Below are 23,138 nucleotides of genomic sequence, written 5' to 3'. Positions count from 1 at the left end.
GATCTCCCGGGGCTACAGCCACCCCTGTTGGCGGGCCTCCCGCATCGCCTCCATGCGGTTGCGGGTGCCCGTCTTGCCGATGGCGGACGAGAGGTAGTTGCGGACGGTCGACTCGGAGAGGTGCAGCTTGCCGGCGATGTCGGCGACGGTGGCGCCGTCCACCGAGGCCTTCAGGACGTCGCACTCGCGGGCCGTGAGCGGACTGGGTCCCGCGCTCAGCGCCGCGGCGGCGAGCGCGGGATCGATGACGGTCTCCCCGGTCAGCACCCGCCGGATCGCCTCGGCCAGTTCCTCCACGGGCCCGTCCTTGACCAGGAATCCGGCGGCCCCCGCCTCCATGGCCCGGCGCAGATAGCCGGGGCGGCCGAAGGTGGTGAGGATCAGCACCCGGCAGTCGGGCGCCTGCTCCCGCAGTTCGGCGGCGGCGTCCAGTCCGCTCATCCCCGGCAACTCGATGTCCAGCAGGGCCACATCGGGCCGGCTCGTGAGCACCGCGTCCACGATCTCGTCGCCCGCGGACACCTGCGCGACCACCTCGATGTCCGGTTCCATCCCGAGCAGCAGGGCGAGTGCCCCGCGCATCATCTTCTGGTCCTCGGCGAGCAGGACACGGACGGACTTGGCGGGCCGGTGGTCCCGGGGCATCTCGTTCACGCGGCCAAGGGTAGGACGAGACGGGCGTCCCGCGGCCCGCCCCGCGCGTTCCGGCGGATTCCGGGAAATCGTCCTCGTCCGTGTCCGCGCGTCTTGACGACCCCAGGCCGCGGGCAAATAATCGCCTCGGAATTCAGCGCTCCCCTTGGTTTTTCCCGGGCCGGACCGTTTTCCGCAAACGTTCGGAATTTCGACCGTGAAGGGGTTCGGCATATCGATCGAACGATGTCCGGTATTTCGACCGGGCACCCGCACTGTCCTACCAGGAACGGAAGAGGTGCACCGTGTTGTCAGCCTTCGTGCGCTTACAGCGCCTCAGAAACACAGTCCTGGCCGCGCTGTCGGTGACGGCGGCCGTCGTCGCGTTCGCCGTCGGCGCGCCGCAGGCCACCGCCGCGAGCTCGCTCCCGTGCGACGTCTACGCCACCGCCGGCACCCCCTGTGTCGCCGCGCACAGCCTCGTCAGGGCGCTCTACTCCTCGTACAACGGCTCGCTCTACCAGGTGCAGCGCGCCTCCGACGGCGCCACCGCGAACATCGGGCTCCTCGCGGCCGGCGGGTACGCGAACGCGGCGGCGCAGGACTCCTTCTGCGGCGGCACCACCTGCATCGTCACGAAGATCTACGACCAGTCCTCGCGCCACAACGACCTCACGGTCGAGGGCGCGGGCGGGGCGGGGGCCGCCGACGTAGGGGCGCCCGCGGACGCGCTGCCGGTGACCGCCGGCGGCCATCAGGTCTACGGCCTGGAGATCTCCGCCGGCATGGGCTACCGCGACAACTCCACCTCGGGAGTCGCCACGAACGGCGCCGCCGAGGGGATGTACATGGTGACCTCCGGCACCCACGTCAACGGGAGCTGCTGTTTCGACTACGGCAACGCCGAGACCAACAACCTCGACACCGGCAACGGCCACATGGACGCCATCAACTTCGGCACCGAGTGCTGGTTCTCGCCCTGCTACGGCCAGGGCCCCTGGGTGCAGGCCGACCTGGAGAACGGGCTCTTCCAGTCGGACGCCGGATACAGCAGGAACACGTCGAACACCGGAACCGGCGCGATGCCGTTCGTGACCGCTTTGCTGAAGAACAACGGTCAGGACCATTTCGCGCTGAAATACGGCAACGCCCGATCGGGTGCTCTCACGACCACCTATTCCGGCGGTGAACCCACCGCCGGAGGCTACTCGCCCATGCACCAGGAAGGCGCGATCGTCCTCGGCACCGGAGGCGACAACAGCAACGGCTCCATCGGCTCCTTCTTCGAGGGCGTCATGACCGCGGGCATCCCGACGGACGCCGCCGACGACCAGGTGCAGTCGAACATCGTCTCCGTCGGCTACGGCGGCCCGACCGGCAGCACGGGCTCGCTCACGGCCGGGTCCGAGATCTCGCTGCGCGCCACCACCGCGTGCTGCACGACCGGCTACGTCCGCCACCAGAACGACGCGGCGGTCGTCTCGACGATCACCTCGGGCAGTGCGGCACTCGACAAGAGCGACGCCACCTGGATCGTCCGCCGGGGGCTCGCCGACAGCTCCTGCTTCTCGTTCGAGTCACGGAACTACCCGGGCGACTTCCTGCGCCACTTCAACTACCAGCTCTACCGGCAGCCCATGACCGGCACCACGCAGTTCAGACAGGACGCCACGTTCTGCGCCCAGAGCGGCAAGAGCGGTACGGGGACCTCGTTCGCGTCGTACAACTACCCGACGCGCTACCTCCGGCACTACAACCACACCCTCTACATCGCGAGCGACGGAGGCTCGAACGCCTTCGACAGCGCCACCTCGTGGACGGACGACGTGAGCTGGGCCGTGACGGCTCCCTGGGCTCCGTAGCCCCGGCCGCCCGGCGACGGACCGGCCCCTACGGCCCCGCCGCCGGGCGGAGTTCCGCCCTCAGACCGACGCCTCCGTCAAGTCCACCGCCTCCACCGGCAGTTCGGCCCTCACCTCGAACCCGCCGCGCGCGGTCCGGCCCGCCCGCAGGGAGCCGCCGGCCGTCGCGAGACGTTCGGTGAGGCCCTTGAGGCCGGTGCCGCCGACCCCCGGTTCGGGCTGTGCCGGGGAGGCGTCGGTGCCGTTGTCCGAGACGGTCAGCCGGACGACGTCAGCGGTCCCGTCGACGGTGATCTCGCAGCGCGTCGCGTCGCTGTGGCGCACGACGTTGGTGACGGCCTCGCGCAGCACCCAGCCGAGCAGGGCCTCCGTCTGCGGGACCAGCGGCGGCCCCGACTGCCGTACCACCGGCTCCACCCGCGCCGCCGACAGCGCCGAGCGGGCCCGGTCCAGCTCTGTGGCGAGGCTGCCCTCGCGATAGCCGGTGACCGCCTCACGGATCTCCGTCAGCGCCTGCCGGCCGACCGACTCGATGTCCGTGACCTGCGTGAGCGCCGCGTCCAGATCCCGGGGAGCCAGCCTGCGGGCCGCCTCCGACTTCACCACGATGACGGACAGCGTGTGCCCGAGCAGGTCGTGCAGGTCGCGCGAGAAGCGCATCCGCTCCTTCTCCACGGCCCGGCGCGCCAGTTCCTCGCGGGCCGCCCGCAGTTCCCGTACCGCCTCGGAGAGGGAGAGGATCGCGGCCGTCACCATCGTGGACAGGAAGGTGCCGTAGGCGACGTTCACCGCGTCCCAGCCCGCCCGGAAGACGGACACCGACGCGGCGAGCACCGTCAGACCGAGGCCGATCTTCCCGAGCCAGGGCCCGCGCACCACCGCCCCGGTGGCCAGCCCGAGCAGCGGGAAGAAGTACAGCCAGGTTCCGCCGTACCCGATGGCCAGCGCGCAGGTGACCACGCCCATCAGGACGAGCGCGACCCGGGTCGACCGGGACTGCCTCGTCGCCTTCGTGAACGCGCGGAACGTCACGTAGATGTACAGCGAGTTGAAGGCCAGCAGGCCCACCGCGCCGACCCAGGGCTGCGGGGTCCTGCCCTGGAAGAGGTTGGAGAACGCGCCCATCCCCAGCAGCAGCCACGGCAGCAGCGCGAAGCCCGTCGGCGGCGGCCCCGGGTTCTCCGGCATCGCGCCGCCGCTCCGGCGCGCGGCCCGCTGTTCCTCCTTGAACCGCTCCATGTCGGCCTTCCAGCGCCTCCGTTCGGCCCGCAGCGCGCGGACCTGGCAGCCGATGCCTTTCATCCAGGACATGTCCCGCTCCCCGTTCAGACGGTTCGTGCTGATCGACGGTACGAGACCACGGCGTACGAACCGAACACCAGCAGCCAGGCGACCAGCACCGCCACCGCCGTGACGCCGGGCGCCCGGCCCTCGGTGACCGACACGCCGAGCTGCGCGAACCGGTTCGTGGGCGTGTACGCGGAGACCGAGCGCAGCCAGCCGGGGAAGAGGGCGAGCGGGAACCACAGCCCGCCCACCACCGCCAGCCCCAGATTGCACACCATGTTCACGACGCCCGTCGTCTGCGCGGTCATCCGGTAGCCGTTGCCGAGGCCCAGCAGGGTGAACGGGATCGAGCCGAGCCACAGCAGCAGCGCCGTCGCGGCCCACTGCCACACGTCCAGCCGCACGCCGTTGACCAGGCCGCCGGCCGCGAGCACCGAGACGATCGCGGGCAGCACCGTCACCGAACCGGTCAGCGCCCGGCCGAGCACCACCTCGCGCGAGGTCATCGGGGTCACCCGGAGCTGCCGCAGCCAGCCGGTCACCTTGTCCTCGGCGACCCCGCCGCCGGTGTTCAGCGCCGAGCCGACCGCCCCGTAGGCCGCCATGCCGACCATCGACGCGGTCCTCCACGCCCCGTCGTCGCCCCCGCCGAGGTTGGTGAACAGCAGATACATCATCACCGGCATCGCGACGCCGCCGATCACGAAGCCGGTGTCGCGCAGCGTCCGCCGCACTTCGAGCCGCAGATAGTCGAACATCACACCGTCTCCCGGTCGCGTGAGGTGAGGGCCAAGAAAGCGTCGTCCAGGGACGCCGGGACGACCTCCAGACCGCGGATCGCCCCCCGTTCGGCCAGCGCGACCACCGTCGCGTCGGAGTCGTCCGTGCGCAGCCGGGCCCGCTCCCCGCGCACCTCCACGGACACCACCCCCGGCAGCAGCGCCAGAGCGTCCGCGGCGAGCCCCGCCAGGTCGAAGGAGACCAGGTTGCCGCCCACCGACCGCCGGAGCTCCTCCCCGGTCCCGTTCGCGACGAGCCGCCCCCGGTCCACGACGACGATCCGGTCGGCGTGCGCGTCGGCCTCATCCAGGTAGTGCGTGGAGAACAGCACGGTGTGGCCGCGCCGGGCGTAGGCCCGCATCGACTCCCAGAACGCGTGCCGTGCCTCCACGTCGAGCGCCGCGGTGGGCTCGTCCAGCACGATCAGCGCGGGATTCCCGGCCAGCGCCACGGCGAAGCGCACCCGCTGCGTCTGCCCTCCCGACAGCCGGTCGACGCGCCGCCCGGCCAGCTCCGTGACGCCCGCCAGCCGCAGCGCCTCGGCCACCGGCAGGGGCGCCGGATAGCGTCCCGCCACGAAGGAGACCAGCTCCCGGACGGTGACCCGCGGCACCGGCCGGCTGTCCTGGAGCATCGCGCCGACCCGTCCGGCGCGCACCGAGTCCTGCGGGCGGCCGCCGAAGAGCGCGACCGAGCCCTCGTCCGGCTCGTCCAGGCCGAGGAGCAGCGAGATCGCCGTCGACTTCCCCGCTCCGTTGCGTCCCAGCAGCGCCACCGTCTCGCCGCTCGCCACGTCCAGGTCGAGACCGTCCACGGCGCGCACGTCGCCGAAGGCCTTGACCGCGCCCCTGAACCGCACCGCCGGTGTCGTCCCCGTCACCGGCGGCGCGCACGTTCCCTCCGGCTTTCCTGCCGTCGTCCCCGTCGTCCGTGTCATGAGGACGACGCTAGGGGTCCGGGGCGGTGCCCCGGCAGATGCAGTTGTCGGCGATCGGCCGGGACAAATGTCACGGCCGACGGCCGCACCACGACTCCCCGCAGCCCGCACCACGACTCCCCGCAGCCCGCCCCACGACCCGCCGGGGGCCGCACCACGACCCGCCGCCGGCCGCGACGCGCCTCGATCTGACATGGCGTCAGTAGTCTTCACAAGTGCTGGGCGCTCGGCTATACAAGGGTTCGCCGTACTGGAACGCGTTCTAGAACGAGCGGGTTCCGCGGCCCAGTGGCGACCTCGGTGCGGCCGACGGTGCGGACGGCCGCACCGAGGTCTTTCGCGCAGTCGAGCAAGGAGCCCCATGCCCATTGACGCCGCCAAGGCCGTCGCAGCGGAACCGCGGACCGGCGAGATCGCCTGGAGTCACAAGGACGTCCAGCTCTACCACCTCGGCCTCGGCGCGGGCGTCCCCGCGACCGACCCCGACGAACTGCGCTACACCCTCGAATCCCGGCTGCACGTCCTGCCGAGCTTCGCCACCGTCGCGGGCGCCGGCTCACCGGGCGTGATCAGCTCACTGTCCATGCCCGGCATCGACGTCGACCTCGCCCGCGTCCTGCACGGCGGCCAGAGCGTCCGGCTGCACCGGCCGATCCCCGCCGAGGGCACGGCCACCGCCACCGGCCGCATCGCCGCCGTCTACGACAAGGGCACCGCCGCCGTCCTCGTCATGCGCACCGAAGTGACCGACGCCGAGGGCCCGTTGTGGACCAACGACGCCCAGATCTTCGTACGCGGCGAAGGCGGCTGGGGCGGCGACCGTGGGCCCAGTGCCCGCCTCGAAGCCCCCTCCGGCCCACCGGACCGCACCGTCGAACGCCCGATCCGCGAGGAACAGGCCCTGCTCTACCGGCTCTCCGGGGACTGGAACCCGCTGCACGCCGACCCCGAGTTCGCCAAGCTCGCCGGCTTCGACCGGCCCATCCTGCACGGGCTGTGCACGTACGGCATGACGCTCAAGGCCGTCGTCGACACCCTGCTCGGCGGCGATGTGACCCGCGTCCGCGCGTACACCACCCGCTTCGCCGGAGTCGTCTTCCCCGGCGAGACCCTGCGCATCCGGATGTGGCGGGGCGACGGCGCGGTCCGGGTCGCGGTGAGCGCGGTCGAGCGGGACGACGCGCTGGTCCTCGCCGACACCGTCGTCGAACACCTCTGACACCCGTACGAACCGTCCCGAGGGGAGCCGCACCATGCGCGCAGCCGTACTGCACGAGATAGGCCAGGACAAACTCGAGGTCCTCGACGACGTCGAGGCGGTGGGCTTCGGACCCGGCAAGGTGCGCATCCGGGTGCGGGCCACGGGACTGTGCCACTCGGACCTGTCCGCGATGAACGGCGTCCTGCCGCAGCCCGCGCCGTTCGTGCCCGGACACGAGGGCGCCGGCGAGATCACCGAGGTCGGCGAGGGCGTCACCCACGTGAAGCCCGGCGACCGCGTCGTCATCTGCTGGCTGCCCGCCTGCGGCGCCTGTCCCGCCTGCAAGCGGGGCCAGACCGAACTGTGCCTGGCCGGTTTCATGAACGCGGGCACCCCCAACTTCAAGCGCCCCGGCGGCGACGTCTTCGGCTTCGCCGGCACCGGCACCTTCACCGAGGAGGTCGTCGTCTCCGCCGGCTGCGCGGTCCCCATCCCCGACGACGTGCCCTTCGACATCGCCGCCCTGATCGGCTGCGGCGTCACCACCGGACTCGGCGCGGCCCTCAACACCGCCGACGTGGAGGCCGGTTCGTCGGTCGCCGTCATCGGCTGCGGCGGCGTCGGCATCTCCGCGATCCAGGGCGCCCGGCTCAAGGGGGCCGCGGAGATCGTCGCCGTCGACCCGGTCGCCTCCCGCCGCGAGGCCGCCCTCGGCTTCGGCGCCACCCGGGCCGTCTCGCCCGACGAACTCGCCGACGCCAAGCAGTCGGTGACCGCGGGCGAGGGCTTCGACTACGTCTTCGAGGTCGTCGGCAGGTCGGCCACCGCCCGCACCGCCTACGACCACACCCGCCGCGGCGGCACCCTCGTGGTCGTCGGCGCCGGCGCCATGGACGACTTCCTCCAGCTCAACATGTTCGAGCTGTTCTTCGACGAGAAGCGCATCCTGCCCTCCATGTACGGCGGCGGGGACGTCCTCGCCTCCTACGAGCGCACGATCGCCCTGTGGCGCGCGGGCCGCATCGACCTCGAAGGCCTGATCACCCACCGGGTTCCGCTGGCCGGGATCAACGAGGCGCTCGACCAGATGCGTTCGGGCACCGCCCTGCGGACGTGCATCGAGATCTGACCCGGGCGCGGACCTCCACCCCAATCGCTAAGGACCCTGATGTCACTGCCACTTGAAGGGCTCACCGCGATCGTCACCGGCGCGGGGCGCGGGCTCGGCCGGGCCGAGGCGCTGGAACTCGGCCGGCTGGGCGCCGCCGTCGTCGTCAACGACTACGGACAGCCCGGACGGGACGGATCGGGCGCGGCCTCGGCCACCCCCGCCGAAGAGGTCGCCGCCGAGATCCGCGACGGCGGCGGCCGGGCCCTCGCCCACACCGGGGACGTCGCCGACCACGAACAGGCCCGCGAACTGGTCGAGTCGGCCGTCACCACGTTCGGGAAGCTGGACATCCTCGTCAACAACGCGGGCATCCTGCGCGACCGGATGGTCTTCTCGATGACCGAGGACGAGTGGGACTCGGTCATCAGGGTCCACCTCAAAGGCCATTTCAACACCACCCACTTCGCCTCCGCGCACTGGCGGGCCCGCTCCAAGGCGGCCGACGGGCCCGTCTACGGACGGATCGTGAACACCTCGTCCGAGGCGTTCCTCGCCGGCTCCGCCGGACAGCCCAACTACGCGGCGGCGAAAGGCGGAATCGTCGGGCTGACCACCTCGACGGCGCTGGCACTCGCCAAGTACGGCGTCACGGCCAACGTCATCTGCCCGCGCGCCCGGACCCGGATGACGGAGGACGTCTTCGCCGGATTCGGGCAGCCGGACGAGGGCCTCGACCCGCTCGCCCCCGAGCATGTCGCCCCGCTCGTCGGCTACTTGGCCTCACCCGCCGCCGCGCACGTCAACGGGCAACTCCTCGTCGTGCACGGAGGAATGGTCGCGGTCGTCGAACGGCCGCGGGTGGCGGCGAAGTTCGACAGCAAGCAGGACACCTTCAGCCACGACGAGCTCGACGCGCTGCTCACCCCGTACTACGCGGACCGGCCGAGCGGCGAGACGTTCGCGGCGATGGAGGTGCTGGGGCTCAAACGGGAGGACGCGCCCCGCTGAGGCTCTTCGCCGAGGAGCCCTCTCGCCGAACGGACGGCCGTCGGCGGATCGCGCCCGTCGGCCGGGACGCCCCGAACGGACACGGCCCCGCTCGCCAAGGTGCGAGCGGGGCCGTACGCCGGTTCCGGCTGCCGTGAGGTCCGTCAGGCCGTCGTGGCCGACTGGCCGGACGGCTTGCGGTGGCGGCCCTGAGGGGTCGCCTCGTCGTCGTGGCCGGAGACCGGGCCGCGGTGTCTGCCGTGGCCTTCGGACCGGGCCGCCGACGTCTCGTGGACGTCCGCGCCCGGCGCTTCCATGGTGCTCGAGTCGTTCATTGAAGTGTTCACCCCGTATGCAAGATCCTTCTTTACAGCCGGGGGAGTCTAACGTGCGGTCATCGCGCGGGAGTCGGAGGGTGACGTTTCTTCGCCCCTGCTGCCCCTTTTCTCCTCGTCCGTGTGGGCCGTCACACTCGGAACCCCGGACTCCGCGGGGAGGTGCGCCACGGCGGCGAGGGACCTCAGGGCGACCTGCCCCCTGAACTCACCGGTGGCCGGCACCGCGTCGGTGTTCCCGTCCCCGGAGACGGTCCCGCCCGCGGGTGTCGCGCCGGTCAGGGCACCGAGGTTCATGCCGGGCGGGGGAGTCTCGGCGACCTTGGTCCACAGACCCGGGTCGGTGCGGGGGGTCGGCTTGCGGTGGGGCCGGGTGCCGTCGGCTTCGGTGGTCGTGGGGGCGGGTTCGGTGGGGCGGCCCGTTCCGGCGACGGCGGTGTCCGCGCTGCGGGCTTCGGCCTCGGAGGCCGCCTCGGAGGCCGCCTTGGTCCGCGCGGCGGCCCCGGCCTCCCTTGCGGCCTCAGCGGCGGCCTCGGTGGCGGCCGTGGCGGGGATGACGGGAACGACGGCTGTGGCCTGGGCGGGGGCGACGGTCGTGGCCGGCGGGAGCGGCCCGGCCGGTTCGACGGTGACGGTCATGCCGCCCGGGAGTGTCCCGTCGGCCCGGGTCCTGAGGCTCATACCGGGCGGGGGAGTCTCGGCGACCTTGGTCCAGAGGTCCGCCTGGGCCGCGGCACTTGCGGCGGCTTCGGCCCGGCGTCTCTGCTCGGGCGCCGGTGTTGCGGGGCCTCCGGTCGGATGTGCCCGCTCCGGTACGGACGTTCCGACCGCTTCGGCCGGATGTCCCTGGTCCTGTGCCGGTGTTCCGGGGTGCTCGGTCCAGATGCCCTGTTCCTGTGCGGGTGGTCCGGCGGCCTCCGCCCGGGGTCTCCGGTCCGGTGCGAGGGGCAGGGGAACCCTGGTCCAGCGGCTCGGCTGGGGTTGGGTCCGGGGTTGGGGCTGATGTTGCCGTGGGGCGGCGGGCCGGGCGGGTTCGGGGGCGCGTCGCGCGACCGGCGGGACCGGTTCGGTCCGTTCGTCATCCGGCCGCACGGCGGGCGGGAGCGCCGCGCCCGTCGCGAGGCCGGGGTGCGTGTCCGCCCGTCGCACTTCGCCGGGCGAGGTCCTCGGGGTGAGGCTCGTCACCGTCGACAGCGGCTCCTGGCCCCCGGGCACGGAACCCGTGCCGTCCGGCGCGGAATCCGTACCGGCGGACGAGGCCTCCCCTCCGTGGACGGCGTGGACGGCGCGGGCCGCTGCGTCGACGGCGTGGACCGCCTCCTCCCTCGGCGCGCGGGCGGTGCCGCCGCCGAGGGTCAGGTGGACCGGGAGCGCCCGAGGCTGCTCGGTTCCCGGGGCCGGAGCCGGAGTCGGGGCCGGGGCTTGGGCCCGGTGCGGTGATGCGGCCGCCGGCGCGGTCCGCAGCGGCGCCTGCTGGAGAGGGACGGGCCGCGGTGCCGGGAGCCCGCGGAGCGCCGGATCCCCCGTGTCCGGCTCCTCCGCCCGCCCGGTCGCCGCCAGCCGCGCGACACCGCAGGGGACGCCCCCCGTCACGTACGGCAGGTGGAGCACCCCCTCCGCGGTCCACAGCCCGGTGCCGGGCAACCAGCCCTCCGGCGCGGGCCGATGGTCGATCCGGCGCTCGGTCGGACGCCACACGCCCACCCAGGTGCCGCCCGGCCCGTCCATGCGTAGGGCGACCGCGCAGGACTCCGGGGTCAGCACCTGTCCCGGCTGGATCGCGAACGGGCTGATCGAGCAGCCCGTCGCGCTCAGACAGTCCGGGAAGCGGACGGGCAGGGTGCTGCCGAGCACGCCCCAGCCGAGCCGGTCCCGGCCGGGCGACGGCGCGTCGGACCGGATGAGCAGGAGCCCGCTGTCCGCGTCCGCGAGGAGCAGCCGGTCGTTGCTGTGCTCGGAGATCTGGAGGAGCGGTGACACCTCTCCGCCGCGCTCCAGGTCGACGACCACGCTCTTCGTACGGCCGTCATGGAAGCGGTCCAGCGCGAGCAGGCGTCCCGTACGGTCCAGCCACACCCCTCCCGAGCAGTGGCCCGGGACCTCCGCCAGATGTTCCGGGCCGAACGTGCCGCCCGCCACCAGCCACACCGCCGTCGACCCCCGGCCCACCGCCAGGGCGTACGCGCGCTCCCCGTCCGGCGCGGGCGGCAGCAGCCGCAGCACGGTGCCCGCGTCGGGACACTCCACCGCGCCCAGCGGGAGCTCGCCGGTGCCCGGACCGGTCGGATACAGCAGGGAGAAGGTGTGGCGCCCGTCGTGCACCCGGTGGATCAGCACCCTGCCGTCGGTCAGCGGCAGCACCTCGCTGCCGGGCTGCTCCGGCTGCGGACCGGGCAGCGGTACGGCGTACGGCTCGGGGCCGTCCAGGGTCCAGCGCTCCGGATACCAGGAGTCGCCGTCGCGGGCGAGCCGTGCCCCGTAGGCGCCGTCGGCGGTGATCACGCAGCCGGGAGGAGCGGCCCACCGGCTCGTGGCGTCACCGTACTCGCCGCCGTTCGCACGCTCGCTGCGCACCTCGGGTTCTCTCGCACCGGCCGTCATCGTTCGGTCACCTCCGGCGACGAAGGTAGTTTTCGCACGCACACGCGGGGGAGCGACGGGCTGTTGCTTCACACATAAGGGTGGCCCTGTCGGGATTCTCCTGAGGGAACGGGGCGGATGTGCTGAACGATGGCGCGAAGACGTACGCCGGAAACCGGCGGAAACCGCGTCCCGCCCCGGCCCCGGCCCGGCCCCGGCGCGGACCCGCTCGTCCCGCGCCCGCCCCCGGTACGGGCCGGTGGCCCACGACCGGTCGGACAGGGACGTGAGCCAGGTAGCCTTTCCCCGTGCCCCGTCTGTCTGAAGTCATCGCCGAGCTCGACGCCCTCTGGCCCCCCGAGCGGGCCGAGGGATGGGACGCGGTCGGCACCGTCTGCGGCGACCCCGACCAGGACGTCACGCGCGTCCTGTTCGCCGTCGACCCGGTCCAGGACATCGTCGACGAGGCGGTGAAGCTGGAAGCCGACCTGCTCGTCACCCACCACCCGCTCTATCTGCGCGGTACGACGACGGTGGCGGCCGGCACCTTCAAGGGCCGGGTCGTGCACACGCTGATCAAGAACGACATCGCGCTGCACGTCGCCCACACCAACGCCGACCGTGCCGACCCGGGAGTCAGCGACGCGCTGGCCGGGGCGCTGGACCTCAGGGTCGTACGGCCCCTCGTACCGGACACCACCGACCCCGAGGGACGCCGTGGCCTCGGCCGCGTCTGCGAGCTCGACCATCCGCTGACCGTGCGCGAACTCGCCGCCCGCGCCGCCGAGCGGCTGCCCGCCACCGCGCAGGGCATCCGCGTCGCGGGCGACCCCGAGGCGCTGGTGCGGACCGTCGCCGTCAGCGGCGGCTCCGGCGACAGCCTCTTCGAGGACGTGCGCGCCGCCGGCGTGGACGCCTTCCTCACCGCGGACCTGCGGCACCACCCGGTGTCCGAGGCCCGCGCCCACAGTCCTCTCGCGCTGCTCGACGCGGCGCACTGGGCCACCGAGTGGCCCTGGTGCGAGCTGGCCGCCGCCCAGCTCGACGAGATCTCCGACCGGAAGGGATGGGGACTGCGCGTCCACGTCTCCCGGACGGTCACCGACCCCTGGACCGCCCACGCGGCCTCACACAACGACACATCAGGAGCCCCCAACTGAACGCCGCGCCCGCCGACCAGATCCGACTTCTCGACGTCCAGTCCCTCGACTCGCGGCTGCAGCAGCTCGCGCACAAGCGGAAGTCGCTGCCCGAGCACGCCGAGATCGAGTCGCTGAACAAGGACCTCACCCAGCTCCGCGACCTGCTCGTCGCCGCGCAGACCGAGGAGAGCGACTGCGCCCGCGAGCAGACCAAGGCCGAGCAGGACGTCGACCAGGTGCGCCAGCGTGCCGTCCGCGACCAGCAGCGTCTCGACTCGGGCGCCGTCACCTCCCCCAAGGACCTGGAGAACCTCCAGCGCGAGATCGTCTCCCTCGCCAAGCGCCAGGGCGACCTGGAGGACGTCGTCCTCGAGGTCATGGAGCGCCGCGAGTCCGCCCAGGAGCGGGTCGCCGAGCTGACCGAGCGGGTCTCCTCCGTCCAGGCCAAGATCGACGACGCGACCGCGCGCCGGGACGCCGCTTTCGAGCAGTTCGACGGTGAGGCCGCCTCGGTCACCAAGGAGCGCGAGGTCATCTCGGCCTCCGTGCCCGCCGATCTCCTCAAGCTCTACGACAAGCTGCGCCTCCAGCAGGGTGGCGTCGGCGCCGCCCGGCTCTACCAGCGCCGCTGCGAGGGCTGCCGCCTGGAGCTCAACATCACCGAGGTCAACGAGGTGAAGGCGGCCGCTCCCGACGCCGTCCTGCGCTGCGAGAACTGCCAGCGCATCCTGGTGCGTACGTCCGAGTCCGGCCTGTAGGGAGCTCGTCCGTGCGGGAGTTCATCGTCGAGGCCGACGGAGGTTCCCGGGGCAACCCGGGGCCCGCGGGCTACGGCTCCGTGGTGATCGACGCGGCCACCGGGGAGACGCTGGCGGAGCGCGCCGAGTACATCGGCGTCGCCACCAACAACGTCGCCGAGTACCGGGGCCTCGTCGCGGGTCTGGAGGCGGCCCGCGACCTCGACGCGACCGCGCGGGTCAGGGTCCGGATGGACTCCAAGCTCGTCGTGGAGCAGATGTCCGGGCGCTGGAAGATCAAGCACCCGGACATGAAGCCGCTCGCGGCACGGGCGGCCGCGGTCCTCCCGGGCTCCCAGGTCACGTACGAGTGGATGCCGCGCGAACGCAACAAGCACGCGGACCGTCTGGCCAACGAGGCGATGGACGCCGGCAAGCGCGGCGAGGCCTGGTCCCCGTCCGCGTCGACCGCCGAACTGAACGCCCGCGCGGCCCGCGCCGCGGCACCCGACCCGACGGGCCCACCCGGCGACGCGACAGCGGGCGCGGCAAGGGCCCGAGCGGCCCTGAAGGAATCCCGCGAAGGAGAAACACCCCACAAGGCGACGGGGGCAGCACCCCGCGAGGAACTGCGCACCCAGCCCGCGACGGGCGGCACCCGGCCGACGACGCCGGGTGGCACGCACGTGCCCCGTGAGGGGCGCGAGGAACTGCGCGACCAGCCCCCGTCGGGCGGCACCCGGCCGACGGCCACGGGCGGCACCCCGTCGTCCGGCGGCGAAGCCGCGATCCCGGCGGCGGGGGCAGCGCCCCTTGAGGGGCGCGAGGAACTGCGCGCCCAGCCCGCGTCGGGCGACGGCCGGGCGACGGCGCCAGGTGGCACGCACGTGCCCCGTGAGGGGCGCGAGGAACTGCGCGACCAGCCCCCGTCGGGCGGCACCCGGCCGACGGCCACAGGCGGCACCCCGTCGTCCGGCGGCGAAGCCGGCAAGACGCCCGCCGGGCCGGGAGCCCCCGGCCGAGCCGGAAAGCCCGGTGACGACGAGCGCGCCGCGAGAAACGTGGCCGCCACCACGCCCACCGCAGGCTGGAGCGCCCCGCCGGACATGGGCGCCCCCGCCACCTTCGTCCTGCTCCGCCACGGCGAGACCCCCCTGACCCCGCAGAAGCGGTTCTCGGGCAGCGGCGGCACCGACCCGTCCCTGTCCGCCGCGGGCCGCGAACAGGCGGAGCGCGTCGCCGCGGCACTGGCGGCACGCGGCACCATCCAGGCCGTCGTGGCCTCCCCGCTGGCCCGCACCCGCGAGACCGCGGCCGCCGTCGCCGCCCGGCTCGGCCTCGACGTCGTCATCGAGGACGGCCTGCGCGAGACGGACTTCGGCGCCTGGGAGGGGCTGACCTTCGGCGAGGTGCGCGAACGCCACCCGGACGACCTGAACGCCTGGCTCGCCTCCCCGGAGGCCGAACCGACCGGCGGCGGCGAGAGCTTCGCCGCGACGGCGCTGCGCATGGCGGCCACCCGCGACAAGCTGATCGCCGCCTACGCCGGCCGCACGGTCCTGCTCGTCACGCACGTCACCCCGATCAAGACCCTCGTACGACTGGCCCTCGGCGCCCCGCCGGAGTCCCTGTTCCGGATGGAACTGTCGGCGGCGTCGCTGTCGGCGGTGGCGTACTACGGGGACGGCAACGCGAGCGTCCGCCTGTTCAACGACACCTCGCACCTGCGCTGACCACCGCGCCGCCCCCGGCGCCGCACGGCGGTCTCATCCCCGCCGCGCGGCACGGTCGCGGAGGATCCCCGCCGTCTCCGGGTCCGCCGGGAGGAACGCCTCCAGGTGGAGTTCGGCGAGCGTGACGTCCACCGCGGTGGCGAACGACGTCAGCGTCGTGAGCAGCCTCAACTCGCCCTCCGGGCACCGCAGTCGCAGCGGTACGGCGAAGCCGAGATAGTCCGCCCCCGGCTCGCTCTCCGGCACGTACGCCGCCAACTCCCCGACCAGCGCGTCGAGACGGGGGTCGGGGCTGCGCAGGGCGCGGGCCCGAAGGTTCTCCACGATGTGCCGCCCCCACGCGTCCAGGTTCACCACCCGTGCCGCCATCCCGCGCGGATGAAGGGCCAACCGCAGGACGTTCACCGGCGGTTCCAGCAGCACGGGATCGGCACCTTCCGACAGGACGTCGAACGCGGCGTTGGCGGCGACGAGTTCACCCCGCGGCCCCGCCACCACCGCCGGATACGGCAGGTGCCCTTCGAGGATGCTGTCCAGCGCCTCGCGTACGGGCTTGAGCGCGGCCGCGTCCAGCGGCGACTCGGCGAACGCGGGAGCGTAACCGGCCGCCAGGAGCAGCGCGTTGCGCTCCCGCAGGGTCAGGCCCAGCGACTCGGCGAGCCGGATCACGATCTCCCTGCCGGGGACCGATCGCCCGCGCTCGATGAAACTGACGTACCGCTGGGTCGTGCCCGCCCGGGAGGCGAGCTCCAGTTGGCTCACCCTGCGCGCGTGCCGCCAGCGCAGCAGTTCCCGGGCGAAGGGCGGGGGCTCGGTGGAGATACCGGTCGTCATGCGATCAGTTGTACGTCACCGCCACGACAGCGGCACGGCGGCACTCGTCGTGCCGCGCCCGGAACGCCTCGTCATACCTTGCCGGGAATTGAGCGGGATCCCCGGTGCGAACAGCATGGACGCATCCACGCAGGAGCCCACCCAGGGAGCGGACATGCGCGCCTACCACCTCGAAACGCTCGGCACCGTCGACGGGATCGTGCCGCGGGAGTCGCCCCGCCCCGAACCGGGGCCCCGGGACATCCTCGTCCGGGTGCGTGCCGTCTCCCTCAACAAGCGCGACCTGCTGCTCCTGAAGGGGGCCTACCCGCTGAAGGCCGTGCCGGACGTGATCCCGCTGAGCGACGGCGCCGGGGAGGTCGTCGCGGTCGGGGCGGAGGTGACCCGGTTCGCGGTGGGCGACCGGGTGGCCGGCACGTACTTCCCGAACTGGCCGGACGGCCGGATCACCCCGGACCGGTTCGACCAGCCCGGCGCCACCCTCGACGGCATGCTGACCGAGTACGCCCGCCTGGACCAGGCGGCCGCCGTACGCGTTCCCGGCCATCTGACCTGGGAGGAAGCGGCCTGTCTGCCCTGTGCCGGGGTGACCGCCTGGCACAGCCTGACCGGCGGCGAGCCCGTCACCCCCGGCCAGACCGTACTCACCCTCGGCACCGGCGCGCTGTCCCTGTTCGTCGTGCAGTTCGCCAAGACGCTGGGCGCCGAGGTGATCGCGACGACATCGAGCGGGGCCAGGGCGGACCGCCTCAAGGCACTCGGCGCGGACCACGTCGTCGACTACGTACGGAACCCCGAATGGGGGCGCGCGGTGAGGGAGTTGACCGGTGGTCGCGGCGCCGACCTCATCGTGGAGACCAACGGGCCCGACACCATCGAGCAGTCGATGCGCGCCGCCGCGCTCTACGGCCAGATCGTGCTGCTGGCCACCGGCAACGGGCGCGGGTCCGGGATCGGGATCTCCAACGCCGCGTACGCGGCGAGTCTGGCCACGATCCGCCGGGTCTTCGTCGGCAGCCGCGCGCACTTCGAGTCGATGAACAGGGCCCTGGAACTGCACGGCATCCGCCCGGTCGTGGACCGGGTCCTCGGCTTCGACGAGGTGGGGGAGGCGTTCCGCTACTACGAGAGCGGCACGGCCTTCGGCAAGGTGGTGATCCGCGTGAGCTGAGCCGGGCGGGGCGTTCGGCGCGACCACCGGCACCCGGGGTGCGAGCGCCGGCGCCCTCGGGCGGCGACTACCGGCGCAGCGCCGAGGCCGCCCGGGCCAGGTCCTCCACCCGGCGCCAGTCCCGCGCGGCGACCGCGTCGGCGGGGAGCATCCAACTGCCGCCCACGCAGCCGACGTTGGAGAGCGCCAGGTAGTCCGGCGCGCTGTCAGCGCCGATGCCGCCCGTCGGGCAGAACCGGGCCTGGGGGAGCGGTCCCGCCAGTGACTTCAGGTAGGCCGTGCCGCCCGCGGCCTGCGCGGGGAAGAACTTCATCTCGCGCACCCCCCGCTCCAGCAGCGCCACCACCTCGGTGGTCGTGGACACCCCGGGCAGGAAGGGCAGCCCGGACGCCTTCATCGCGTCCAGCAGCCCGTCCGTCCAGCCGGGGCTGACCAGGAAGCGGGCGCCGGCCGCCACGGACTCGGTCACGTGCTCCGGCGTCAGGACCGTGCCCGCGCCCACCACCGCGTCGGGCACCTCGGCCGCGATGGCCCGGATCGCGTCGAGCGCCGCCGGGGTCCGCAGGGTCACCTCGATGGCGGGCAGCCCGCCCGCGACCAGCGCCCGTGCCAGCGGCACCGCGTCGGAGACGTCCGCGACCACGACGACGGGGACGACGGGCGCGAGATCCAGGACGGAGGCGTGCGAAGGAGAGGGCGACGACGAAGTCATGCCCTCATCCTGCCCGGGGTGTGCAGCATGCGCAAAGGTCGTTGCACATGCTGCAACGCTGGTGCGGAGGCCCTCGCCGGGCACTCCTCACCGGGCACCCCTAGACGGGGACCTCTCGACGGGGGGCACCCCTCAGCGAATGCCGATCAGCGCACCTCGATCAGCGGAGCCCGGTCATAGGAGCCCGATCAGCGGAGCCCTGTCAGTGGATCTCCCGCACCACCACGTCGAGGGCCCACGACCGGCCCGCCCTGCCGGGAGCCTCCGCCTCCACCGTGTGGCCGAGGTCGCGCAGGGCCTCCACCAGCTCCGCCGGGTTCTTCGGCGCGGCGTTCGCGGTCAGCAGGCTGCGGACGATCCGGCCCTTGGTCGCCTTGTTGAAGTGGCTGACGACGGAACGCTTCTCGACGCCGTTCACCAGGTGCGCGTGCAGCACCCGCACGGTCGCCGTCCGCCCGGCCACCTCGCCCTGGGGCTTCCACGCCGTGGCGTACGCCGAGGACCGCAGGTCCAGCACGAGTCCGTCGCCCGCGGCTTCGGGGAGCGCGGCGGCCATCGCCGTACGCCAGTGCGTGCCCAGCGCTCCGAGGCCCGGCAGCTTCACTCCCATCGAGCAGCGGTACGAGGGGATGCGGTCGGTGACCCGTACCGCGCCCCACAGTCCGGAGAAGACGAGCAGCGAACGGCCCGCGCGCCGCTTGGCGGCCGTGTCCAGCGAGGCCAGGTCCAGGGCGTCGTACAGGACCCCCGTGTAGATCTCCCCGGCCGGGCGGGTGCCCGCGGTCCGCAGCTCCGTGTTCTTCGCGATCTCGCCCCGCAGGCCCTCGCTCAGCCCGAGCACCTCGCGGGCCTTGTCCTCGTCGGCCACGCACAGCTCGACCAGCTCGTCGAGGACCGCCCGACGTGCCTCCGCGAGCGCCGGCAGGGACAGCGACTCCGGCTTGAGCGCGGTTCCCCGGCCGGAGGGTGCCTTGCCCTCGGAGGGCGGCAGCAGCACGAGCACGCTTGGTTCTCCTCACACTGAAAACAGACCTCCGCCAGCCTACGGCGTAGCCCCGACCCCCCTTCCCGCCAGTCCACCGGTCCCCCTCGCCCGGAGGGCGCCCCGCGTGCTCAACCCCCGCCCCCGGCCTAGGCTCGACCCATGCCCCGCCGTCACGTCCGTGTCACCGGTGCCCCGCAGGCCCCGCTGCGAGCCGCTCTCCGCGCGCTGCGGACCGAGCTCGGCGTTCCCGGGAGTTTCCCGGCCGACGTCCTCGCGGAGGCGGGCCGGCCGGCCCGCCTGCCCGCGTACGACGCGACGGACATCCCCCTCTTCACCATCGACCCGCCGTCCTCCGAGGACCTCGACCAGGCGATGCACCTCTCGCGCCGCGAGCGGGGCGGCTACCGCGTCCAGTACGCCATCGCCGACGTCGGCGCCTTCGTGGCGCCCGGCGGAGCCCTGGACGCCGAGGCGCACCGGCGCGTGATGACGCTCTACTTCCCCGACGGAAAGATCCCCCTCCACCCGCCCGCCCTCTTCGAGGGCGTCGCGAGCCTCCTCCCGAACCAGACCTGCCCGGCCGTCCTGTGGACGATCGACCTCGGCCCGGACGGCCGTACGGAGATCGTCGACGTCCGCCGCGCCCTGGTCCGCAGCCGCGCCAAGCTCGACTACGCGACCGTGCAGCACCGGATCGACGAGGGCACGGCGGAGGAACCCCTCGCCCTGCTCAAGGAGGTCGGCGAGCTGCGCGAGGCGCTGGAGACCGAGCGCGGCGGCATCTCGCTCAACGTGCCCGAGCAGGAGATCGTCGAGAAGGACGGGACCTACGAACTCGCCTACCGCGCCCCGCTGCCCGCCGACGCCTGGAACGCGCAGATCTCCCTGCTCACCGGGATGGCGGCGGCCGAGCTGATGCTCGACCACGGCACCGGAGTGCTGCGGACCCTGCCCGCCGCGCCCGACGGGGCGGTCGGACGGCTGCGCCGGACCGCGCGCGCCCTGCGCATCGACTGGCCGCACCACGTCTCGTACGCGCAGCTCGTCCGCTCCCTGGACCCGCACCTGCCGCACCACGCCGCCTTCCTCCAGGAGTGCACGACCCTGCTGCGCGGCGCCGGGTACACCGTCTTCCGGGACGGGGCGCTGCCCGAGGTCACCGCGCACGCCGCCGTCGCCGCGCCCTACGCCCACTGCACGGCCCCGCTGCGCCGGCTCGTCGACCGCTACGCCTCGGAGATCTGCCTCGCGGCGGCCGCCGGTCTGCCGACCCCGGAGTGGGTCCTCGCGGCACTCGACGCCCTGCCCAAGGAGATGGCCGAGGGCAGCAGACGCGCCGGGACCGTCGAGCGCGAGTGCGTCGACATCGTGGAGGCCGCGCTCCTCAAGGACCGCGTCGGCGACCTGTTCGAAGCCTGTGTGGTGGACGTACAGGATCACGACCCCACGGTCGGGACCGTGCAACTGGAGTCCCCGGCGGTCTTCGCCCGGATCTCCGGCGGCACGACGGAACTGCCGCTGGGCGAACGCCTGCGGGTCCGGCTCGCCGAGGCGGACCCCGGGACGGCGAAGGCGCGGTTCGAACCCGCCTGATCCCGGAGGCGGCCCCGGCATGGAAACGGGGGACGCGGGCGTTGCCTCCGTAGAGCGAAGGCGGTGGAACGCGACCGGTCACGGTCGCGAGGGGGAGGGACGGACATGACCGCACGGGGACAGGCGGCGACGACCGGGGCCGCGCGACGCCCGCCGACGGCGGCAGCGGCGACCACCGGGACCACGCGGCGCCCGCCGACGGCCGTGGCGGCGACCGCCGCGGCCCGGGGGACGACCACACAGGCACCGCGGTCTCCGCGGCACCCCGTGAAAGAGGAGGCCCGCTGGACCCGGGCCACCCTCGGCCGGGACGGCCGGCCCCTGGACCTGCTCACCGCGCGCTTCGACCGGCACCGCTACGCCCCGCACACCCACGACGAGTTCACCATCGGCGTCAGCGTCGGCGGCTCGGAGCTCATCGGCTACCGCGGCGGCCACATCAGGACCGGACCGGGGTCCATCGTCGTGCTGGCCCCCGGCGAGACCCACACCGGCGGCCCCGCCGCCTGCGACGGCTACGCCTACCGGGCCCTGTACGCGGAGCCGTCCCTGCTCACCGAGGGCGCCGTCGGCGGCCTCCCGCACTTCCGGGAACCGCTGCTCGACGACCCCGAACTCGCCGCAGCCCTGCGCGCCGCGCACGCCGAACTGAGCGCCTGCCCGGACCCGTTGGAGGCCGAGTCCCGCCTGCCGTGGCTGCTCGCCGCACTGACCCGGCGGCACTCCACGGCCCGCCCCGAACGCGACGAGATACCCGGCGCGGCGCGCATAGCCGACGCCGTACGGGACCGCCTGGCCGGCGAACTCCAGGCCCCGCCCTCCCTCGCCTCCCTCGCCGGCGACCTGGGCCTGTCCCGCTACCAGCTCCTGCGCGCCTTCCGTACGACGACGGGCATACCGCCGTACGCCTGGCTGGCCCAGTACCGGGTGAACCGGGCCCGCCGGCTCCTGGAGTCCGGACTGCGCCCCGCCGAGGTCGCCGCCCTCGTGGGCTTCGCCGACCAGGCGCATCTGACCCGCTGGTTCCGCCGCGTGCTGGGCGTGACCCCGGCGGCGTACCGGGCGAGCGTCCTCACGCCCCCGGCCGCGGCGCAACAGCGTTCAAGACCCGCCGCGGGGCGGTGACCGAGACTGCCCGTATGACTGCACGCGGCTGGTTTCTGTTCTCCCTGATGGGAGTGATCTGGGGCATCCCCTATCTGATGATCAAGGTGGCGGTGGACGAGGTGTCCCCGTCGGTGGTGGTGTTCACGCGCTGCGCGGTCGGCGCCGCGCTGCTGCTCCCCTTCGCGATCCGGCAGGGCGGCCTGGCCGGCACCGTACGGGCCCACTGGCGCCCCGTGCTGGCCTTCGCGGTCATCGAGATCATGGTCCCCTGGTGGACGCTCACGGACGCCGAACGCCATCTGTCCAGCTCCACCGCGGGCCTGCTGATCGCCGGAGTGCCGATCGTCGGCGTCGTCGCGGCCCGCTCCTTCGGCGACACGGAACGGCTCGGCGCCCGCCGCGTCACGGGCCTCGCCCTCGGCCTCGCCGGCGTCGCGGTCCTCACCGCACCGCATCTGACCGGCGGCGACGCCCGGTCCCTCGTCGAGGTGCTGCTCACGGTCGTCGGCTACGCCACCGCGCCGCTCATCGTCGCCCGCCGCCTCAAGGACGTGCCCTCGCTGCATCTGACGGCCCCCTGCCTGGCCTTGGCGGCGCTGGTCTACGCGCCCGCGGCGGCCTTCACCCGGCCCGAGGCGATACCTTCCGGACAGGTCCTGGCCGCCCTCGCGGGCCTCGGTGTCATCTGCACGGCCGTCGCCTTCGTGGCCTTCCTGGAACTGATCAAGGAGGCGGGCCCGACCCGGGCGACGGTGATCACGTACGTCAATCCGGCGGTCGCGGTCGCGGCGGGCGCCCTCTTCCTGCACGAACACCTGACCGCCGGGATCCTCGCCGCCTTCGCCCTCATCCTGGCGGGCTCCGTCCTGGCCACCGCGACCGCCGGTCCCCGGCGCCCCGTCCGCCCGGTACCATGGTCGGCACGGCAGACGAGCCGGGCGGACGGCCGCGTGGAGGTCCTTGCGGACCTTCCCGAGGAACGTCCGGGCTCCACAGGGCAGGGTGGTGGCTAACGGCCACCCGGGGTGACCCGCGGGACAGTGCCACAGAAAGCAGACCGCCGCGAACTCCGGTTCGCGGTAAGGGTGAAACGGTGGTGTAAGAGACCACCAGCGCCTGAGGCGACTCAGGCGGCTAGGTAAACCCCACCCGGAGCAAGGTCAAGAGGAGCCGCTCTCCCGCGAGGGAAGGCGGCTCTGCGCGGACGTTCGAGGGCTGCCCGCCCGAGTCCGCGGGTAGACCGCACGAGGCCGGCGGCAACGCCGGCCCTAGATGGATGGCCGTCTCCCCGGCCGCCGTGAGGCGACCGGGCGACAGAACCCGGCGTACAGCCCGACTCGTCTGCCGTTCCAGCCCTGACCAGGTGAACGACCTGGCCGGGGCCTTTTGGTGTCGAGGTTCCCCCGACCGC

Annotated in this window: 19 protein-coding genes, 1 other RNA gene and 1 pseudogene; 12 read left to right on the top strand and 9 right to left on the bottom strand. The window is 73.4% G+C overall.

Annotated elements, in window-relative coordinates:
- Positions 1–12 precede the first annotated feature (12 nt).
- Complete coding sequence (locus ACFRIC_RS08570) at positions 13–645, bottom strand: response regulator (protein WP_382782743.1); 633 nt, start codon at positions 643–645, stop codon at positions 13–15.
- Between the two features lie 308 nt (positions 646–953).
- On the opposite strand from ACFRIC_RS08570, the gene ACFRIC_RS08565 reads away from it, so the two are divergent.
- Positions 954–2,495 (top strand): alpha-L-arabinofuranosidase B, encoded by a 1,542-nt coding sequence (locus ACFRIC_RS08565; RefSeq protein WP_382781459.1) that lies wholly within the window; start codon positions 954–956, stop codon positions 2,493–2,495.
- A gap of 60 nt (positions 2,496–2,555) precedes the next feature.
- Here ACFRIC_RS08565 and ACFRIC_RS08560 read toward each other — a convergent pair whose 3' ends face one another.
- The 3 genes from ACFRIC_RS08560 to ACFRIC_RS08550 are packed head-to-tail and all read right to left on the bottom strand — an operon-like array spanning position 2,556 to position 5,421.
- Positions 2,556–3,806: a sensor histidine kinase gene (locus tag ACFRIC_RS08560; protein WP_382781456.1), complete on the bottom strand. Its 1,251-nt coding sequence runs from the start codon at positions 3,804–3,806 to the stop codon at positions 2,556–2,558.
- A gap of 14 nt (positions 3,807–3,820) precedes the next feature.
- Positions 3,821–4,540 carry an ABC transporter permease gene (locus ACFRIC_RS08555; protein ID WP_382781453.1) on the bottom strand — a complete coding sequence of 240 codons (720 nt, stop codon included), beginning with the start codon at positions 4,538–4,540 and terminating at the stop codon, positions 3,821–3,823.
- The gene (locus ACFRIC_RS08550) at positions 4,540–5,421 is read right to left on the bottom strand and encodes an ATP-binding cassette domain-containing protein (protein WP_382782740.1); all 882 of its coding nucleotides are present in this window, start codon (positions 5,419–5,421) and stop codon (positions 4,540–4,542) included. Before ACFRIC_RS08550 ends, ACFRIC_RS08555 begins: the two co-directional genes overlap by 1 nt.
- A 439-nt stretch (positions 5,422–5,860) precedes the next feature.
- On the opposite strand from ACFRIC_RS08550, the gene ACFRIC_RS08545 reads away from it, so the two are divergent.
- From ACFRIC_RS08545 to ACFRIC_RS08535, 3 genes are read left to right on the top strand one after another with little or no spacing between them, the layout of a single operon-like run.
- Positions 5,861–6,718 (top strand): MaoC/PaaZ C-terminal domain-containing protein, encoded by an 858-nt coding sequence (locus tag ACFRIC_RS08545; RefSeq protein WP_382781450.1) that lies wholly within the window; start codon positions 5,861–5,863, stop codon positions 6,716–6,718.
- Positions 6,719–6,752: 34 nt separating this feature from the next.
- On the top strand, positions 6,753–7,829 hold the full coding sequence (locus ACFRIC_RS08540) for a Zn-dependent alcohol dehydrogenase (RefSeq protein WP_382781447.1): 1,077 nt from the start codon (positions 6,753–6,755) through the stop codon (positions 7,827–7,829).
- A gap of 39 nt (positions 7,830–7,868) precedes the next feature.
- The gene (locus tag ACFRIC_RS08535) at positions 7,869–8,819 is read left to right on the top strand and encodes a 3-oxoacyl-ACP reductase (protein WP_382781444.1); all 951 of its coding nucleotides are present in this window, start codon (positions 7,869–7,871) and stop codon (positions 8,817–8,819) included.
- A 143-nt stretch (positions 8,820–8,962) separates the two neighbouring features.
- Here the strand turns inward: ACFRIC_RS08535 and ACFRIC_RS08530 are convergent, their stop codons facing one another.
- Positions 8,963–9,133, bottom strand: coding sequence for a hypothetical protein (locus tag ACFRIC_RS08530; RefSeq protein WP_382781441.1), 171 nt, complete (start codon positions 9,131–9,133; stop codon positions 8,963–8,965).
- A gap of 48 nt (positions 9,134–9,181) precedes the next feature.
- The gene (locus ACFRIC_RS08525; RefSeq protein ID WP_382781438.1) at positions 9,182–11,734 is read right to left on the bottom strand and encodes a hypothetical protein; all 2,553 of its coding nucleotides are present in this window, start codon (positions 11,732–11,734) and stop codon (positions 9,182–9,184) included.
- 287 nt (positions 11,735–12,021) lie between these two features.
- Between ACFRIC_RS08525 and ACFRIC_RS08520 the strand changes: the two genes are divergently transcribed.
- From ACFRIC_RS08520 to ACFRIC_RS08510, 3 genes are read left to right on the top strand one after another with little or no spacing between them, the layout of a single operon-like run.
- On the top strand, positions 12,022–12,873 hold the full coding sequence (locus tag ACFRIC_RS08520) for a Nif3-like dinuclear metal center hexameric protein (RefSeq protein WP_382781435.1): 852 nt from the start codon (positions 12,022–12,024) through the stop codon (positions 12,871–12,873).
- Complete coding sequence (locus ACFRIC_RS08515; protein WP_382782737.1) at positions 12,870–13,613, top strand: zinc ribbon domain-containing protein; 744 nt, start codon at positions 12,870–12,872, stop codon at positions 13,611–13,613. Before ACFRIC_RS08520 ends, ACFRIC_RS08515 begins: the two co-directional genes overlap by 4 nt.
- An 11-nt stretch (positions 13,614–13,624) precedes the next feature.
- Positions 13,625–15,325: a bifunctional RNase H/acid phosphatase gene (locus tag ACFRIC_RS08510; protein WP_382781432.1), complete on the top strand. Its 1,701-nt coding sequence runs from the start codon at positions 13,625–13,627 to the stop codon at positions 15,323–15,325.
- A 33-nt stretch (positions 15,326–15,358) separates the two neighbouring features.
- On the opposite strand, the gene ACFRIC_RS08505 is transcribed toward ACFRIC_RS08510, so the two are convergent.
- Positions 15,359–16,159, bottom strand: a complete 801-nt coding sequence (locus ACFRIC_RS08505) for a helix-turn-helix domain-containing protein (RefSeq protein WP_382781429.1) — start codon at positions 16,157–16,159, stop codon at positions 15,359–15,361.
- A 115-nt stretch (positions 16,160–16,274) separates the two neighbouring features.
- Between ACFRIC_RS08505 and ACFRIC_RS08500 the strand changes: the two genes are divergently transcribed.
- Complete coding sequence (locus ACFRIC_RS08500; RefSeq protein ID WP_382781426.1) at positions 16,275–17,330, top strand: NAD(P)-dependent alcohol dehydrogenase; 1,056 nt, start codon at positions 16,275–16,277, stop codon at positions 17,328–17,330.
- A 67-nt stretch (positions 17,331–17,397) separates the two neighbouring features.
- Here ACFRIC_RS08500 and eda read toward each other — a convergent pair whose 3' ends face one another.
- Positions 17,398–18,042 carry a bifunctional 4-hydroxy-2-oxoglutarate aldolase/2-dehydro-3-deoxy-phosphogluconate aldolase gene (gene eda / locus ACFRIC_RS08495; protein ID WP_382781423.1) on the bottom strand — a complete coding sequence of 215 codons (645 nt, stop codon included), beginning with the start codon at positions 18,040–18,042 and terminating at the stop codon, positions 17,398–17,400.
- 202 nt (positions 18,043–18,244) lie between these two features.
- Complete coding sequence (gene yaaA, locus ACFRIC_RS08490) at positions 18,245–19,045, bottom strand: peroxide stress protein YaaA (RefSeq protein WP_382781421.1); 801 nt, start codon at positions 19,043–19,045, stop codon at positions 18,245–18,247.
- 141 nt (positions 19,046–19,186) lie between these two features.
- On the opposite strand from yaaA, the gene ACFRIC_RS08485 reads away from it, so the two are divergent.
- The 4 genes and pseudogenes from ACFRIC_RS08485 to rnpB all read left to right on the top strand — a co-directional run bounded on the left by ACFRIC_RS08485 (position 19,187) and on the right by rnpB (position 23,071).
- Positions 19,187–20,620, top strand: a complete 1,434-nt coding sequence (locus ACFRIC_RS08485; RefSeq protein ID WP_382781419.1) for an RNB domain-containing ribonuclease — start codon at positions 19,187–19,189, stop codon at positions 20,618–20,620.
- 105 nt (positions 20,621–20,725) lie between these two features.
- A complete protein-coding gene (locus tag ACFRIC_RS08480; protein WP_382781417.1) occupies positions 20,726–21,745 on the top strand; it encodes a helix-turn-helix domain-containing protein in 1,020 nt (339 codons plus the stop codon).
- Between the two features lie 14 nt (positions 21,746–21,759).
- Positions 21,760–22,587, top strand: a pseudogene (locus tag ACFRIC_RS08475) (DMT family transporter); the annotation flags it as partial.
- Positions 22,588–22,657: 70 nt separating this feature from the next.
- Positions 22,658–23,071: RNase P RNA component class A (gene rnpB, locus ACFRIC_RS08470), an RNA gene on the top strand.
- Positions 23,072–23,138: the final 67 nt, after the last annotated feature.

It is taken from the genome of Streptomyces sp. NPDC056738 (genome assembly GCF_042790435.1).
Lineage (GTDB): Bacteria > Actinomycetota > Actinomycetes > Streptomycetales > Streptomycetaceae > Streptomyces.
This window is presented reverse-complemented; position numbering and strand designations above follow the sequence as displayed.